14 protein-coding genes are annotated in these 16,611 nt (G+C 55.5%); 10 read left to right on the top strand and 4 right to left on the bottom strand.

Going from position 1 to position 16,611, the window contains the following annotated elements; all coding sequences use genetic code 11:
* Nucleotides 1-5 precede the first annotated feature (5 nt).
* Nucleotides 6-503, top strand: a complete 498-nt coding sequence (gene purE, locus Q0510_RS05265; RefSeq protein ID WP_298708926.1) for a 5-(carboxyamino)imidazole ribonucleotide mutase — start codon at nucleotides 6-8, stop codon at nucleotides 501-503.
* Between the two features lie 206 nt (nucleotides 504-709).
* Complete coding sequence (locus Q0510_RS05260) at nucleotides 710-1,156, top strand: N-acetyltransferase (RefSeq protein ID WP_298708924.1); 447 nt, start codon at nucleotides 710-712, stop codon at nucleotides 1,154-1,156.
* A 4-nt stretch (nucleotides 1,157-1,160) separates the two neighbouring features.
* Here the strand turns inward: Q0510_RS05260 and Q0510_RS05255 are convergent, their stop codons facing one another.
* Complete coding sequence (locus tag Q0510_RS05255; RefSeq protein ID WP_298708922.1) at nucleotides 1,161-2,045, bottom strand: retropepsin-like aspartic protease; 885 nt, start codon at nucleotides 2,043-2,045, stop codon at nucleotides 1,161-1,163.
* 98 nt (nucleotides 2,046-2,143) lie between these two features.
* Between Q0510_RS05255 and Q0510_RS05250 the strand changes: the two genes are divergently transcribed.
* The 3 genes from Q0510_RS05250 (at nucleotide 2,144) to Q0510_RS05240 (ending at nucleotide 7,826) form a co-directional block, all read left to right on the top strand.
* Nucleotides 2,144-3,721, top strand: coding sequence for a tetratricopeptide repeat protein (locus tag Q0510_RS05250; protein ID WP_298708920.1), 1,578 nt, complete (start codon nucleotides 2,144-2,146; stop codon nucleotides 3,719-3,721).
* A 253-nt stretch (nucleotides 3,722-3,974) separates the two neighbouring features.
* Nucleotides 3,975-6,788 carry a TonB-dependent receptor gene (locus tag Q0510_RS05245; protein WP_298708918.1) on the top strand — a complete coding sequence of 938 codons (2,814 nt, stop codon included), beginning with the start codon at nucleotides 3,975-3,977 and terminating at the stop codon, nucleotides 6,786-6,788.
* A 15-nt stretch (nucleotides 6,789-6,803) separates the two neighbouring features.
* Nucleotides 6,804-7,826 (top strand): phytase, encoded by a 1,023-nt coding sequence (locus Q0510_RS05240; protein WP_298708916.1) that lies wholly within the window; start codon nucleotides 6,804-6,806, stop codon nucleotides 7,824-7,826.
* A 64-nt stretch (nucleotides 7,827-7,890) separates the two neighbouring features.
* On the opposite strand, the gene Q0510_RS05235 is transcribed toward Q0510_RS05240, so the two are convergent.
* Complete coding sequence (locus Q0510_RS05235; protein ID WP_298708914.1) at nucleotides 7,891-8,967, bottom strand: DUF4421 family protein; 1,077 nt, start codon at nucleotides 8,965-8,967, stop codon at nucleotides 7,891-7,893.
* A 54-nt stretch (nucleotides 8,968-9,021) separates the two neighbouring features.
* Nucleotides 9,022-10,767 carry a glycoside hydrolase family 9 protein gene (locus Q0510_RS05230; protein WP_298708912.1) on the bottom strand — a complete coding sequence of 582 codons (1,746 nt, stop codon included), beginning with the start codon at nucleotides 10,765-10,767 and terminating at the stop codon, nucleotides 9,022-9,024.
* A gap of 137 nt (nucleotides 10,768-10,904) precedes the next feature.
* Here Q0510_RS05230 and Q0510_RS05225 point away from each other — a divergent pair, with 137 nt between their 5' ends.
* Nucleotides 10,905-11,489 carry an MCP four helix bundle domain-containing protein gene (locus Q0510_RS05225; RefSeq protein ID WP_298708910.1) on the top strand — a complete coding sequence of 195 codons (585 nt, stop codon included), beginning with the start codon at nucleotides 10,905-10,907 and terminating at the stop codon, nucleotides 11,487-11,489.
* 103 nt (nucleotides 11,490-11,592) lie between these two features.
* Here Q0510_RS05225 and Q0510_RS05220 read toward each other — a convergent pair whose 3' ends face one another.
* Nucleotides 11,593-12,246, bottom strand: a complete 654-nt coding sequence (locus Q0510_RS05220) for a metalloregulator ArsR/SmtB family transcription factor (RefSeq protein ID WP_298708908.1) — start codon at nucleotides 12,244-12,246, stop codon at nucleotides 11,593-11,595.
* Nucleotides 12,247-12,418: 172 nt separating this feature from the next.
* On the opposite strand from Q0510_RS05220, the gene sufB reads away from it, so the two are divergent.
* From sufB to Q0510_RS05200, 4 genes are all read left to right on the top strand, one after another.
* Nucleotides 12,419-13,864, top strand: coding sequence for a Fe-S cluster assembly protein SufB (gene sufB / locus Q0510_RS05215; RefSeq protein WP_298708906.1), 1,446 nt, complete (start codon nucleotides 12,419-12,421; stop codon nucleotides 13,862-13,864).
* A 17-nt stretch (nucleotides 13,865-13,881) separates the two neighbouring features.
* Nucleotides 13,882-14,649 carry a Fe-S cluster assembly ATPase SufC gene (sufC, locus tag Q0510_RS05210; protein WP_298708904.1) on the top strand — a complete coding sequence of 256 codons (768 nt, stop codon included), beginning with the start codon at nucleotides 13,882-13,884 and terminating at the stop codon, nucleotides 14,647-14,649.
* Between the two features lie 3 nt (nucleotides 14,650-14,652).
* On the top strand, nucleotides 14,653-15,960 hold the full coding sequence (gene sufD, locus Q0510_RS05205; protein WP_298708902.1) for a Fe-S cluster assembly protein SufD: 1,308 nt from the start codon (nucleotides 14,653-14,655) through the stop codon (nucleotides 15,958-15,960).
* 27 nt (nucleotides 15,961-15,987) lie between these two features.
* Nucleotides 15,988-16,611: aminotransferase class V-fold PLP-dependent enzyme (locus Q0510_RS05200; RefSeq protein ID WP_298708901.1), on the top strand; the 624-nt coding region annotated here is incomplete at its 3' end.

Below are 16,611 nucleotides of genomic sequence, written 5' to 3'. Positions count from 1 at the left end.
TAAAAATGAACCAGATAGAGGTAGGCATTATCATGGGCAGCAGTTCCGATGCGCCCATTATGCGCCAGGCAATAGAAGTGCTGAATAAATTCGGCATAGGATACGAATTCAGCGTTGTATCGGCCCATCGAAGCCCTCAAAGAATGTTTGAATATGCATCGTCAGCTGAACAACGGGGGCTGAAGATCATCATCGCGGGAGCGGGCGGCGCTGCTCATCTGCCCGGAATGGTTGCGGCTATTTCTACATTGCCCGTGATTGGCGTGCCGATCAAATCATCAAACTCCCTGGACGGATGGGACTCTCTCCTGTCGATCGTTCAAATGCCCGGCGATATCCCGGTGGCTACCGTAGGCGTAAACGGCGCTCGAAACGCAGGCTTGCTGGCAGTGCAGATTTTAGCCACCAGTAACAGCGCGCTCCGGCAAAAGCTGGCCGACCTGAAAAAGGAAAATCTCGAGAAAGTTAACAAGCAGAACGAAACATTGAACCAGTTTGAATAGCCTTCAGAAAGGCTCAGGCAATATATTTTGAAAAACGCGTAGATCCGGTATCTACGCGTTTTTTTATGACTGCATGCCCCCCCCCAGGATGCCCCCGGGTCATCTGTCGCACGGCATCCAAGCTGGACTACCAATTATAATGCATTCTGGATGACCGGGCTGGTCCAATATACCCATAGATTTGCAGCTTCAACAACACGCTTACCATGGATTTCATCATCAGAAAAGCTACGCTGGCGGAGCTGGACGTAGCTGCGGATCTATTCAACCAGTACCGGGTTTTCTACCGCCAGGCGGCGGATTACGACAAATGTAAATCGTTCATCCATGACCGGTTGCGGCAGGAGCAGTCGCATATCTTTTTAGTGTATGCGGAAGGCCGCCCGGCGGGATTCGTCCAGCTGTACGAGCTTTATCACTACATCCGGCTTGCCAAACAATGGCTGCTCAGCGACCTCTTCGTTCACCCCGACTTCCGCGGGAACGGGCTTTCCGTGGCGCTGATCGACCGCGCCAAACAATGGTGCGATGAAACCGGCGCCTGCGGACTGATGCTGGAAACCGAAAAAACCAACGACATCGGCAACAAGCTCTACCCCCGCTGCGGCTTCGAATACGACGGGGCGCATAATTACTATTATTGGTGGAAATAAATCCCTATTCCCGCACCAGCAGCACTGGCGTATCCAGGTCGAACGTCAGGCGTTGCCCCAGCCAGTTGATCCACATGATCCCGTCGTAAATCAAACCTTCTACCAGCTGCGCGGGGAAAGGGCCTGTCTTGATGGATGGGGCGCCTTCGGGCGAGAGTTCCCGCAACTTCGTTTTGTATATAGATGATTTGAATTGCTCGTTGAACTCGCTCTTCCGCTCCACCTTCAGGACATTGGCCGTATCGCGCACATCCACGTGCAGGCGCGATAGATGCTTTGCATTCAGCCGGAACACGTCTTTGCCCGCCCCGCTGTCCAGCGAGCATTGCAGGCGCAGGCTGTCGTTTACCAAGAAATAGGCGAATATGGTCAGTGATTTATTGCGGGATTGCTCCAGTTGCAAAGGGATGGATTTCGCCTGCTTACGGATGCCGGCCAGCGACTGCCTGCTCTCGAAACGGATCACTTTCGCGGGGAAATCGATCGTGAAAGGCTGATGTTCCAGTACTTTGATGGCGATGATACCATCGATGCCGCCGAGGTTGGCGTCGAGGAAGCTCACTTCCTGCACGGCATTCTTCAGAGGCCCGAATTCGAAATTCCGCACTTCGTACAAGTCGATATCCAGCCGTTCGCCGGTGGCGCGGAATCCGGTGTATCCGCCGTCTTCCTTCTTTGAATATTTCAGCTTATCGAAAAATGTTTTGGTAAAGACGGTGAGCCCGGCGCCTGTATCGAAGATGAAATTGCCTTCTACGCCGTCGACTTTCGCTTTTACGAGCAGGTGGCCGGATTCGAGGAGCTGGAAGGGGATTTCGTTGGCGGCGGGAGCGGCTTTGGCAGAAATGAAGACGCAGGCGAAGAGGAATGCCAGGATGCACGGTTTCATAAGCTAAAAAATTTGGGTGAAGATAATGAAATGTCTAAAACAGCGGCAAGCAGCTTTGGCTTAACATTGCGGTAATATGGGACTATTTCTTTTGCAGGATGAAATACATCTTCCTGATCCTGATGTTAATTGCTGCCGCTCCGCTCGCCGCCCAGCCGGAAACGCCGGCCGTGATCGCCGTACTGCCGGAGCCCGGCGCCGCCCCGGGGTTCAAGGCGCTGAAGGATTCGCTGGAACAGGCCCTTTCCCGCAAAGACCCCATCTCCGCCGCGGGGATCCTCAGCCGGCTGGGCAACGCCTGCTATCACTTAGGCTACTATCCCCAGGCGCTCGACTACCACCTGCAGGCCGGGAAGCACTACCGCAGGGAGCAGCAATGGATCTCCCTCGCCCAAAACCTCAACGACATCGGCACCTTATATTATTACAGCCGCCAGCCCCGGGAAGCCCGCCGCCAATACGACGAGGCCCTGGCGCTTTACACCCGCGCCGGCAACTTCAACGGCATGGCCCAGACCATCGGCCGCATCGGGCACCTGTGCGAGAAACGTGAAGACTACGATTCCGCCGCCTACTACCAGCACAAAGCCCTCTCCCTCTTCGCCCGAACGGCAGACCAACAGGGCGTCGCCAAGATCTACGAGAACCTGGGCAGCATCCATGAAGACCTCGGGCAATACGATTCCGCCTATTATTACTTCCACACATCCCTGGAACTCAACCTCCAACACCACGACCGCCTCGCCACCATCGAGATCTACAACAACCTGGGCGACATCCTCCGTAAAACCAACCGCTACGCCGAAAGCCTCACTTTTACCCGCAACGCGTTGGAACTGGCGCTCGCCACCCGGGAAGAATACCAGCTCAGCAGCGCCTACCGCGATATGGCCCGCGCCTATAACGGGATGGGCCGCAACGACAGTGCCTTCTATTATGGTGAGCTCAGCCGCGAAAGCCTCCTCAATATTTATTCCCGCGAAAGCGGCAAGCAACTTTCCGTGATCCAGGCCATGTATGATACCGGGAAGAAAGACCTGGAAATTGTCCGCCTTCGGAATGCCCGCAACTCCGCCATCTTCCTCGTGATCGGCGCCCTCCTGCTCGTGACCCTCGGCGTGCTGGTGATCTCCCGGCAAAGGCTGCGCATCCGCAACGCCGCACTGCTCCGCATGCAGGAGCAGCAACAATTCAAAACCCGCACAGAACTATTGCAACTCCAGGAAGAAAGCCTGAAGCAGGAACTCGAAACCCGCTCGAAAGTCCTCAGCGCCCACACCCTCCACATCATCCAGAAAAACCAACTGCTGGAGGAAATCCAGCAAAAACTCCTGGATATGGTCAACGACGAGCGCCGCGACCAGAAGAAGCAACTCAGGCAACTCCAGCAGCTCATCCACCAGAATTTCAACCACGATCAGCATTGGGATGAGTTCCGCAGCACTTTCGAGCAGATCCACCAGTCTTTCTTCGATAAAATCAGGGAATACTGCAACGCCCTCACGCCCGGCGACCTCCGCCTCATCGCCCTCCTGAAAATGAATCTCAGCTCGGCCGACATCGCGGTGTTGCTGGGAATTTCGCAGGACAGCCTGCGGGTGGTCCGCTACCGGCTCCGCAAAAAACTGCAGCTCCGCCAGGGCGAAAACCTCACCACCTTCATCCAGTCGATATGAGGTTAACACGCCCTTCATGTTACGGTAATAATTCCTTAACAGCCATTTTGTTACGGAATTCCAATTTGATTATCAGGCACTTGCAGGGCAATTGTTCACGCTGTTGCCGGATTGTTTACGCACCTGTTAACGGTGTTTCCTTTTTGTTCACGGTAGAAATTTGCGGCGGCGGATGGTTCATGCGCATCTTTGGGTGCCCGGAAAAAAGACGGCCGCTTTTGGCCGGGCGCAGGCAAAACTTAAAAAAGATACCATGAAAAAATTGCTGTCTGTAATGATCCTTTGCTGCTGCAGCATATGGGCATTTGCACAGGAGACCGGTTTGCTGACCGGCCATATTATGGATAAAAACCAGCGGCTCTCCCTCCCCGGCGCCACGCTCCGGCTGAGCCCCGGCAATCACTATACCGTCAGCGACCAGCAGGGCCGTTTCGAGTTTCTTAACGTGCCTGCCGGTGTTTACCGGCTGGAAGTGACTTACATCGGTTACGGTAAATTGTCGAAGGATGTGAATATTTCTGCTGGACGCAATCCTGAGCAAACGCTCGCCCTGGAAGCCGGCGGCATCGCCGGGAAAGAAGTGCTAGTTGTGGGCGACAGGCTGCGGGGGCAGGCGAAAGCACTCAACCAACAGAAGAACAATCCCAACGTGACCAACGTGGTGAGCGCTGACCAGATCGGCCGCTTCCCCGACGGCAATATCGGCGACGCCATTAAGCGCATCCCCGGTGTAACCATGCAGAACGACCAGGGCGAGGCGCGCAATATCATCATTCGTGGCCTGGCGCCGCAACTGAATTCCGTTACACTCAACGGCGACCGCATCCCTTCCGCCGAAGGCGATAACCGGAACGTGCAGATGGACCTTATCCCGAGCGATATGGTGCAGACCATCGAGCTGAATAAAACCCTCACGCCCGATATGGATGCCGACGCCATCGGCGGCTCCGTGAACCTGGTGACCCGCGCCGCGCCAAACGGCCCGCGCGTATCGGCCACGCTGTCGTCCGGCTACAACCCCATCCGGGAAAAGCCGATTTACAACGGCGCCCTCGTGCTGGGGAACCGCTTTTTCCACTCCAAATTCGGCGCTATCCTGAGCGCGTCCTACAACAACAACGATTACGGGTCGGATAACATCGAGCCCACCTGGAAGAAGGACGATTTCGGGAATGTGTACCTGGAAGAGCTGGGCATCCGGCAGTACTTTGTGCAGCGCGTACGCAGGAATGCTTCGGCCGCACTGGATTATAAGATCAATCCCGCCAATACGCTATACTTGAACGCGATGTACACCTGGCGCGACGACCGCGAGAACCGTTTTGCTTTCAACGCCAAAGACATCGAACCGGAATATGACGCGAACGACAATATCACCGGCTACACCGGCACCCTCACGCGCGAGAACAAAGGCGGCGCAGGTGGGAACCGCGGCAAGAACAGGAGATTGGAAACCCAGCGCGTGCAGAATTACTCCCTCCGCGGCGATCACCTGCTGAGCCCGAAGGTTGACCTGAACTGGAGCGCGTCGTGGTCGGCCGCCAGCGAGAAAAAAGACCGGGAGCGCTATATCGAATACGAATATGAAGACGTTCCCCTGACCATGGACATCACCAATCCCCGCCGCCCGCTCGTTACCGCGCCCGGTGCTACAGACGGGGACTACAGCCTGGCTACGCTGACGGAGAACAACGATTTCACGAAAGAAAGCGAGCTCGGCATGAAGGTGAACCTTCGTTTCCCGCTCAGCGTGATCCCCGGTCAGAAAGGGCGTATGCGCGTGGGTGGCCGCCTTCGCCTGAAGGATAAAGAAAGGGAAAACGACTTCTTCGGATACGAGCCTCTCAACGAATTCGCGACGCTGGATAAAATGCCGGGTTTCCAATGGAACAAGCAACCCTTCCAACCCGGCAACCAATATGTTCCCGGCCGCTTCGTGGCCCCGGAATTCCTCGGCGGGCTCGACCTGGGAAATGCTTCTTTGTTTGAGAAGACGGCGGACCCGTCGGAGTTCCTCGCCGTGAATTACAAAGCCCGTGAATCGATCCTGGCGGGATATGTGCGCTGGGACCAGGACATCACGTCCAAACTTTCGTTCATCGCCGGTATCCGTTTTGAAAACACCAGCACCAAATACGAAGGGAACGTGGTGGAGGAAGAAGAAACCCTCACCGGCAAGCGCAATATCAAAAACAGCTATCTCAACGTACTGCCGGGCCTTACGTTCAAATACAACGCCACGGAAAATCTCGTGCTGCGCCTGGCCGCTACTACCTCGCTGGCGCGCCCGAACTATTACGACATCGCGCCGTTCCTGAGCATCGTACAGGAAGACGAGGAGATCAGCGCCGGCAATCCCGCCCTGAAAGCCGCTTACGCCACCAACTTCGACTTTATGGCCGAGCAGTATTTCAAGTCGGTGGGCATCCTGTCGGGCGGTGTGTTCTATAAAAACATCAAAGATTTCATCTACACATACCGGAACGAACAATACAACACCGCCCAGTTTGCGGCAGACTTCCCGGGCCAGGCCAATCCCATTCCTGTTGATGAAAACTGGTCCTACACCCAGGCCCGCAACGGCAACAAGGTGAAAGTTTACGGGTTTGAAGTGGCGCTGCAACGCCAGCTCGACTTCCTCCCCGGTTTCGCCAAAGGCTTTGGCGTGTACCTGAACTACACTTTCACCAAATCCAAAGCCGACGGGGTGTACAACGGCGACGGCGAGAAGCGCAGCGGCGTAACGCTCCCAGGCACCGCGCCGCATATGTTTAACGCATCGCTGTCTTTCGAGAACAAGATCTTCTCGGCCCGCCTGTCTGGCAACTACGCCGCATCTTACCTCGACGAGCTGGGCGGCGACGATTTCGAAGACCGCTTCTACGACCGCCAGTTTTTCCTGGATGCCAACGCTTCCGTGAAACTGACAAGCCAGCTTCGCGTATTCGGCGAGGCGAACAATCTTACCAACCAGCCGTTACGTTACTATCAGGGCATCCGCGAAAGAACCATGCAGGCCGAGTTCTATCGACCGCGTTTCAACTTCGGCTTTAAATTCGATCTGTAACCTGAAACATCAAACATGCATCAAATTACGATACTCAGCATAGCCCTGGCATTGGGCGGCGCCGCCTGCAACGGGCTTGCTCCCGTGGCGGAGAATGCCGTCAAACCCCGGGTGGTGACCCAGCAAACGAAACATGACACTGATGATCCGGCGATCTGGATCAACCGGGCAGACACCCTGAAAAGCCTCGTCATCGGCACCGATAAGGACTCCGACGGCGCGTTGTACGCCTTTGGCCTCGATGGTAAGATCGTCGGGCAGTCGGAACCACTGAAGCGCCCCAACAACGTGGACATCGCTTACAACCTTCCACTCTCCGGCCAACTGACCGATATCGCGGTGGCTACGGAGCGCGAGACTAAAAAGATCCGCATCTTCCGCCTCCCCGGCCTCGAACCTATCGACAACGGCGGCATTTCCGTATTTGAAGGCGAGGCGCAGGCCGATCCGATGGGCGTGGCATTGTATACGCGCCCGCACGACTCCGCCATTTTCGTGATCGTGGGCAGGAAGGAAGGCCCCACCGACGGCTACCTCTGGCAGTACCGCCTGGCCGACGACGGCAAGGGACAGGTGAAAGCGGAACTGGTGCGCAAATTCGGGAAATACAGCGGCAAGAAGGAGATCGAAGCGATTGCGGTCGACAACCAGCTGGGGTACGTGTATTATTCCGATGAAACGGTGGGCGTGAAGAAATACTTCGCCGATCCGGACAAGCGCGACGATACGGAGCTGGGGTTCTTTGGCCGGGAGGGCTTTGCGTCCGATCACGAAGGGATTTCCATATATCCGACGGGCGATAGCATGGGATATGTCATCGTTTCCAACCAGCAGGCGAATACGTTCATGGTATTCCGCCGCGAGGGGAAGAATGTTTTTGTGGGGGAAGTGCCCGTTTCCACGATTGAAAGCGATGGATCGGATATCACACCGGTGACTTTCGGGGGACAGTTCCCCGGGGGGCTGTTCGTAGCGATGAGCAACGGGCGGGTGTTCCATTATTACGCCTGGCAGGATCTGCTGGAGCGGTTGAAATGATGATTTACAATACTGCATATAACGGCCGGCGATAACTCGTCGGCCGTTGCCGTTATGTCAAACGTTACCGCTTCCCACGCATCCTGTCCAACTTCTCCAAACCTTTCTCCGTCATACGATCCATAGTATTGGAAAGTATCCTCGGCGCCCGGAACCGATATCCTACGAACACCCGGAAGATCAGGCGGCTGTCGCTGTTGATAATGGCGTTATTATCTTGCCTGGATGCATTGGAAATCACGTTCAGGTAGGAACCTGCGTAGACTTTGGGGCCGTTGTACCCCAGTCCTGCCCTGCCGTCGATCCGGAAGGCGGGTGTGTGGTTATGGCTGTGAACGGGATCGCCGGGATAACGCGTCGTTAGTTTCGTGAAGATGTACCCCGCGCCGGGGGTAATGCCGAGCGATGCGTAAAAGTCTTTCCAGACGAAAGTATGATGATACCCCGCTCCCAGCAGCACTTCGAAGTTGTTGGACCGCTGTGTGGCGCCGCCGGGCGATGCGGGTTCGGTGCGGTCGTCGATGATGTAATAACGGTATAGCAGCAGCGGGATGAAGCTGCCTGCGCTTTTACGCTGTCGTTCCGTTTGCGTGAGTACGGCGTTGACGGAAAAACGGGAGTTGAAATTATACCCCGTAATCCCCTGGAAGCTGGTAAATACCAATTGCGGAAACTGCAGGTAAGGCATACCTTCTTTCCAGTCGGGGTCGTAATCGGCGGTATTGGCGAGATAATAACCTTTGGTGCGGCTGTAGCTTAATTCCTGCTGCCAGTGGCGGAAAGAAAACCCCACGCCAAGGCCTCTTACGGAGGTTTTGCCTTTCAGGTCGTTGTCGTTATTGCCAGAAATAAAGCCCGGCGCCACTTTAAACCCTACCGACAGGAACCTGTAGGAAAAACTGGCATGAAGAGCAGCCTGCGAATTGGGCGCCAGTTCCACATCCAGCCCCGGCGTGAGGAGCGATAACGCTTCCACATCTTCGCTGTAAGTAGCCTTCACGGTAGCCATATCGCCGATCTTCTCTATCCAGGCGGGCTGGCCCGGGGGAAGTGAGTCCCGGTGCGGAAGGCTGTCGGTGGGTAAGCCGAAGGCGGAAGCGCAGGTAGCGATCCATCCCAGGCAGGTGCTGGTGAAGGGCATTTCCTTGAATTTGAATTGCTTGGCGCAAAATAGGATAAAATTAAATCAACCCGTTCAGGGCTTCACGTAGCCCGCTTCCATTTTCAGCGCTTCCAGTGCATTGACAAGATACACCAGCGGGGCGTTCCAGTTGATGGCGATCTCGTTGGAAGCGTAGGAGCACTCGTGATCCACATACGCCGTTTCGATTTCTTTAAATTGATATTCGCAGCTGTCCTGCATCTTTACATTTGGCCCGCCAACGAGGAGCCCCGGCACGGGGTCTGCCACGCCGTCGGCAATAGAGGGCCGGTGATGGGGGTGCATCGGCGGTTTACTGCCGAAACCGGTCACGAAGCTGTACCCGGTGGCGTTGCGGCCAAGGATGTAGTCGAGGTTGGAAAGGGCGTGATCGAGGTATTTCCTGTCTTTGGTAGCGAGATACGCATATACGAGCATGACGCCCTGGTTGGCGGCGTTGGCGTTGCCGCCCCAGTTGAAGTCGCCAGCGGTGCGGCCCATCACGGTTCCGAAAGCGTTTTTGTCGATATTGTCCAATAAAGCGCCGGCGAGTTTTACGCGCGGCGCTGCGGCCTGTTTTTTCAATGCGGGCGAAGCTGCCAGCCGGAAGCTGCTCCATCCGCCCAACATCCCCACTTTCGACCAGGTGGGCATGGCAGCGTCGTCGGGGACCGTTTGAAGGAGGGATTCGAATTTCCCGTTGCGTAAAGTGAGGTACAGTTCCGTGATGGCCCAGTTTCTTTCGTCGGCGGCGTTCCTGTCGCCATATTCGCCCGTCGTAATGGGAGGTTTGGCCCAGGCATTGATTTCTTTCTGGCTGTAACCGTTACGGTTATCCGGGTGTTTTTCTGTCCATTCCCAGGCGCGCACGGCCGCCTGCCGGCAGCTATCCGCCAGGCCCGGAAAGGCTTTCCCGAATTTTCCGTAGATCCGGGAGCCCATGGCCATCACCGCCGCGAAATCATAAGTGGCCGTCAGGCTTTTTTGCACGACATAGCGCGGAGATTTGGTAGCCTCGTGGGGCATGACCATCCCGTCAAAACTGGCATTGGTGCATTTATGATATACGCCGCCATCGGCAGGATCCTGCATGGTGAGCATCCAGCGGAGGTTGTACAGCGCTTCGTCGAGGATGTCGGGGACACCGTTGCCGCTTTCAGGGATGTTGATATCAAACTGGCCGAAGTACGCGGGAAAATCTTCGTAAGCCGCCAGCAGCATATACATGGTGATGCCGGAATTGACGATGTATTTGTTGTAATCGCCGGCGTCGTACCAGCCGCCGGGAGACGCGATTACCGTCCCCCCGGGCCTACGCCCGTCTGCTGCGGAAGCATGTACCAGCACCTGTGTGTCGGGGTGCCCGGCGGGGCGTTCCCATTTGCCTGCATATTGCGCTTCCAATGACATGGAAGCCCGCTGAAAATAGTATCCCTTCAAACAGGCAGCGGCCAAATCCCGGAACGGCGCATCGCCGATTTCGAAGGGGAATGAGGGAGCCAGGCCGGGAACGCGCAGGACGAAGTGCCCTTTCTTTTCCAGGGCGCTGAAATCGGCCATGCGGACGATGGTTGCGGACCACTGGGAGGGCTTCTCTTTCTGCAGGATGCCGCGGAACACCGTGTCTTTACCATCGGTTGTAGTGATGAAAAACTTGCTGGAGGCAACAGCGCCTGTAACAGCGGCGCGTTTGGGGCCGGCAGTGTAAAAGCCGCTCTGGTTCAGGCGGACGGGGCTCTCCTGTGCCTGTGCGCCAACGGCCGGCAGCAGGAAAAGCATGAGGGACGCGAAGGTTCTCATATCAGTGGAATTTACCGCTCAAGATAGCAAATAACCCAATCCCTGTGAAACCCATCAACAGCAACATCTCCCGACATGCAATTCATCGTTGACCTGTTTATTCCGCAAAAAGTGATATATTAAGGTAAATTCCGCGAATGAAACGTTTTTCCCAACTCAAGACCAAGTTCAAGGTATGTTGTGTTTTTATAGTGATTATTGTTTTGGTATTGCTCAACAACCTTCGTGAGCGGAGAAACATCAACCGGCTTGAACAATCCGTTACTTCTTTATACAACGACCGCCTGCTGCCAGCTACTTACCTTTTTGGCATCGCCAACCATTTGTACGAACAAAGGCTGAAAGGCAACGACGGGCATACCGAAGCGATCGACAGCCTTATTATCATCTACGAAACAACCTACCTTACGCCGGACGAGAAAAAGCAATGGTCTTCCTTCAAATCCCACCTGTCTGCCTACCGCCAACTGGCCGCCTCCGGAGACACGCTGGCCATGCTGCACCAATTCCAGGAAACCGTTATCAACCTCAACACGCTCAGCGGCATCCAGATCGGGGAAGGTAAGAACCTGCAAACCGACTCCAGGGACATTGCGAGCGGGTCGTCGCTCAGTTCCCGGCTGGAGCTCACGCTATTGATCATCCTGGGCGTGCTGGCGATTGTATTGCTGGGTTTATCGGAGAAGGCGTTCAATCCCGCGGAACATCAGAGCCTGAATTAGGGACTGTGAATGCGAAAATCCGTGGAAATGCGCTGCCAGATTTAATTGCATATTTTTCATATTTGATTTTTCAATCAAATAGCAGCGTAATAATTCATAAATTTTATTCTGAGGTAGTTGCCGGGGAGATGCGGTATGCGCAATGGCGGGCGCCTTCCAGCACGTGGTCGAGGCGTTCGATGGTGCCCCATTCCCGGAAGATTTCCTGGAAAGTCTGGAGCTCCACTTTGCAGATGTCATGGCAGGCGGTGGCGGCGGCGCAGATGGGGCAATGGTTTTCGATCATGATGAACCCCTCACCTTCCCTGCGGTATTCGGCCAGGTAGCCGTCGCGCGAGCGGAGCTCGGCGAACTTGCGGACTTTGGCTTCGAGGCCTTCCTCCTCTTTTAACATGTCGTAATATCTTAATAAGACCTTGTATTCCCGGGCGGATATCACATTATTAAGTGCTTCAGCGCCTAATACATCACGAATTGTATCAATAAGTTGAACGGTGAGCTCGGCGTGAGAGTCGGGGAAGCGGCGGTTGCCTTTGTCGGAGATGCTCCAGACGAGGGAAGGGCGGCCAACGCCGCGGGAGATGGATTCGAAGAGCACCCAGCCTTCCTCGGCCAGCCGCTGGAGCTGCTGGCGCGCGCCTTCGGCGGTGATGCCCAGCTCAACGGAAACGGCTCCCGTGGTAAGGGGGCCTTTCGTTTTGAGCAGCAGTAACAGCCGGTCGACAGAAGAGGTATGATGTGCTTTATAATTTTCCAAGTTTACACTTGCTTTATTCGCAAATATCGTAACTTTGTCGGGATTTCAAGCAAGTAATTCGTAAACGGGCTTGAAAATAGGGCCGGCGATATGGATTTACCGCATTTAGCGCGCTATCTTTGTAGCTGGTTTACGCAACGAGATAAACGATTAGAAGAGTATATAATTATTTATGAGCGCAGAACAAGACATATTACAGGAACTGGCGGGCCGTGAGTACGAGTTCGGGTTTGAGACGCAGATCGAAATGGATATTGCGCCCCCGGGCCTTAACGAGGACATCATCCGCTTCATTTCCGCCAAGAAGCAGGAGCCGGAATGGCTGCTGGAGTGGCGGCTGAAGGGGTACCAGCTTTTCCAGAAACTGACTATGCCCAACTGGCAGAATTTCGACCTCCCGGAAGTGGACTTCCAGGGAGTTTCCTATTATGCCGCACCGAAGAACAAGGTGAAATATAACAGTCTTGACGAAGTGGATCCCGAGCTCCTCCGCACCTTCGAGAAGCTGGGCATCCCCCTGGAAGAGCAGAAAATGCTGTCCGGCGTAGCGGTAGATGCGGTATTCGACTCCATTTCCGTGGCTACGACCTTCAAGGCGCAGCTCCATGAGCTGGGTATCATCTTCTGCTCCTTCGGCGAAGCCGTTCAGGAACACCCCGAGCTGGTGAAAAAGTACCTCGGCACGGTGGTTCCCCAATCCGACAATATTTACGCCGCCCTGAACTCCGCTGTGTTTTCGGACGGGTCGTTCGTATACATTCCCAAGGGCGTCCGCTGCCCGATGGAGCTTTCCACCTATTTCCGCATCAACGCGAAAAATACCGGCCAGTTCGAGCGCACGCTCATCATCGCCGACGAAAGTTCCTATGTGAGCTACCTCGAGGGCTGCACCGCCCCCATGCGCGACGAGAACCAGCTGCACGCCGCAGTGGTGGAGCTCATCGCCCTGGACAATGCGGAAATCAAATACTCTACCGTACAAAACTGGTACCCTGGTGATAAGGACGGTAAAGGCGGTATCTACAACTTCGTGACCAAGCGCGGGATCTGCAAGGGTAAAAACTCCAAGATCTCCTGGACGCAGGTGGAAACCGGTTCTGCCATCACCTGGAAATATCCCGGTGTGATCCTGCAGGGCGATAATTCCATCGGCGAGTTCTACTCCGTAGCCGTTACCGCCAACAAACAAGTGGCAGACACAGGCACCAAGATGGTCCATATCGGGAAAAACACCAAGAGCCGCATCATTTCCAAAGGTATCTCCGCCGGCCACGGCCATAATACCTACCGCGGACTGGTGAAGGTTGGCCCCAACGCCGCCAACGCCCGTAACTTCACGCAGTGCGATTCGCTCCTGATCGGCGACCGCTGCGGCGCGCATACCTTCCCTTACATCGAGTCGAAAAACAATACGGCCATGGTGGAGCACGAGGCCACCACGTCCAAGATCGGGGAAGACCAGGTGTTTTACCTGAACCAGCGCGGGATCGACAACGAACAGGCCGTGAACATGATCGTGAACGGATATGCAAAAGAAGTACTGAACCAGCTGCCCATGGAATTTGCCGTGGAAGCACAAAAATTATTATCCATCACGCTGGAAGGCAGTGTAGGATAACCTATAAAAATAAAGAGATGCTAGATATCAAAAACCTGCATGCTGCAGTAGAAGGAAATGCTATTCTGAAAGGCATTAATCTGACCGTGAAACCGGGCGAAGTGCACGCCATCATGGGCCCCAACGGCTCCGGCAAATCTTCTCTCGCCTCTGTGCTGGCCGGCCGCGAATCCTACGAAGTAACCGATGGCTCGGTGGACTTCCTGGGTAAAGACCTGCTCGACATGAGCCCCGAAGTGCGCGCGCGCGAAGGGCTGTTCCTCGCCTTCCAGTACCCGGTGGAAATCCCCGGCGTTTCCAACATCAACTTCCTCAAAACGGCCGTAAACGAGATCCGCGCCTACCATGGCGAACCTCCCATGCAGGCCAAAGCTTTCCTGGACATGCTGAAAAGCAAACAGAAGCTCATGGAATTCGATGCCAACCTAATGAACCGTTCCCTCAACGAAGGATTTTCCGGCGGTGAGAAGAAACGCAACGACATCTTCCAGATGGCCATGCTCGAGCCCAAGCTCGCGATCATGGACGAAACCGACTCCGGCCTCGACATCGACGCGCTCCGCATCGTATCCGCCGGCGTGAACAAGCTTCGCAGCAAAGACAACGCCTTCGTCATCATCACCCACTACCAGCGCCTGCTGGAATACATCGTTCCCGACTTTGTACACGTGCTCTACAACGGCCGCATCGTGAAATCCGGCACCAAGGAACTGGCGCTGGAACTGGAAGAAAAAGGCTACGACTGGCTGAAAGAAGACATCCGTTTAGAAGAACCTGTACAATAACACATGACCACAGCAACTAAGCATATATCATTTAACGAGGCATTGCCCGCGCTTTTCGGCGCGCAGTTCTCCGCCAATGGCTGGTTCGCCGGCCGCGAAGCGGCGCTGCAGCAGTTCCTCGCACTCGGTGGCATCCCCACCGTGAAAGTGGAAGACTGGAAATACACCAACGTGGTGCCGTTTTTCAAGAACGACATCCAGATCACCCTGCCGGAAGTACCGGAAGTAACCGCGGCGCAGCTCGAAGCTGCCGCCACGCTCATCCCCGACGCCCACCGCCTCGTTCTGGTGAACGGCGTGCTCCAGCAACATCTTTCCCAATTGCCCCCCGCCGCTCAGGTGACGGTCAGCAGGCTGAGCGAAGCCGGTACACAGCCCGCTGTGGAACTGTACTTCAACCAGAGCCCGAAAATCAATGAGCACCATTTCGCGCAGCTGAACTCCGCCCTCTTCAACGACGGCCTGTTCATCGAAGTGAAAGCCAAGGCGATCGTGGAACAACCCATCCAGGTGATCCACCTGTACGCCGCCGGCCAATCCCGCCTCTTCAATCCCCGCCACCTCGTGGTAGTGAACGAAGGTGCCAGCGTGCAGATCGTAGAATCCGCCGCAGGGCTCGGTTTGACGGATACCGTTGTCATCAACAGCGTTACCGAATCCATCGTGGCCGAACGCGCGCAGCTGAGCCAATACCAGCTGCAGACAGGCGGCAACCAACTCCGTTTCATCAACCAGAACCTGGTGGAACAGAAAGGCAAAAGCCTTTACAACAACTATACTTTTACCCTCACCGATTCCGACTTCGTCCGCAACAACCTTAATATCTCGCTCGACGAAGAACGCACGGAAACGCATATGTACGGTTTCTACATCGCCGCAGGCACGCAGGTAATCGACAACCACACGTCCGTCGACCACCGCATGCCCCACTGCGAAAGCAACGAACTGTACCGCGGCGTGCTCCTGGACAAGGCCACAGGCGTGTTCAACGGCAAGATCTACGTGCATGAAGATGCGCAGAAGACCAACGCCTTCCAGCAGAACAACAACCTGGTGATCAGCCCGGAAGCCACCCTGTTCACCAAGCCGCAGCTCGAGATCTTCGCGGACGACGTGAAGTGCAGCCACGGTTGTACGATCGGACAGGTGAGTGAAGACGCGCTCTTTTACCTCCGCGCCCGTGGTATCGGCGAAGCCGAAGCCCGGAACCTGCTGGTGAAAGCGTTCGCTTTCGATATCACCGCCAAGGTGACCATCCCGGCTGTGCGCAAGCATGTGGAGCAGATCGCTTCGCAATACCTGAACGCCTAGCCTTCACCCTTAAAACCCGGAAGGATCATGGAAACAGCTACTGCACAAGATATTTTATGGCCCGAAGTGGAACTGATCCGGAACGAATTCCCGATTCTCCAGCAAACCGTGAACGGGCGGCCCCTCGTGTACCTGGACAATGGTGCCACCACGCAGAAGCCCGTTTCGGTGATCCGATCCATGCAGGAATACTATACCCAATACAACAGCAACGTGCACCGCGGGGTGCATTCGCTGAGCCAGCAGGCTACCTCGGCCTACGAAGCCGCCCGTCACGCCGTGGCCGCCTTCATCGGCGCGCACCATCACGAAGTGGTGTTCACCAAGGGCACGACGGACGCCATCAACCTGGTGGCGAACGGCTTCCGCAAAACTTTCCTGAAAGAGGGCGACGAAATCATCATCTCCGGCATGGAGCACCACTCCAACATCGTGCCCTGGCAACTCGTTTGCGAGGAAAAAGGCGCGAAACTGAAAGTGGTGCCCGTTACCGATAACGGTGAGCTCGACATGGACGCCTTCCGTTCCATGCTGAACGGCCGTGTGAAACTGGTGTCCATCGCCTGGGTGTCTAACACCATGGGCACCGTGAACCCCGTGAAAGAGATCATCTCCCTCGCGCACGAACAGGGCATCCCCGTGCTGCTCGAC

The sequence above is a fragment of the uncultured Chitinophaga sp. genome (genome assembly GCF_937874145.1).
In the GTDB taxonomy this organism is placed as follows: domain Bacteria; phylum Bacteroidota; class Bacteroidia; order Chitinophagales; family Chitinophagaceae; genus Chitinophaga.
This window is presented reverse-complemented; position numbering and strand designations above follow the sequence as displayed.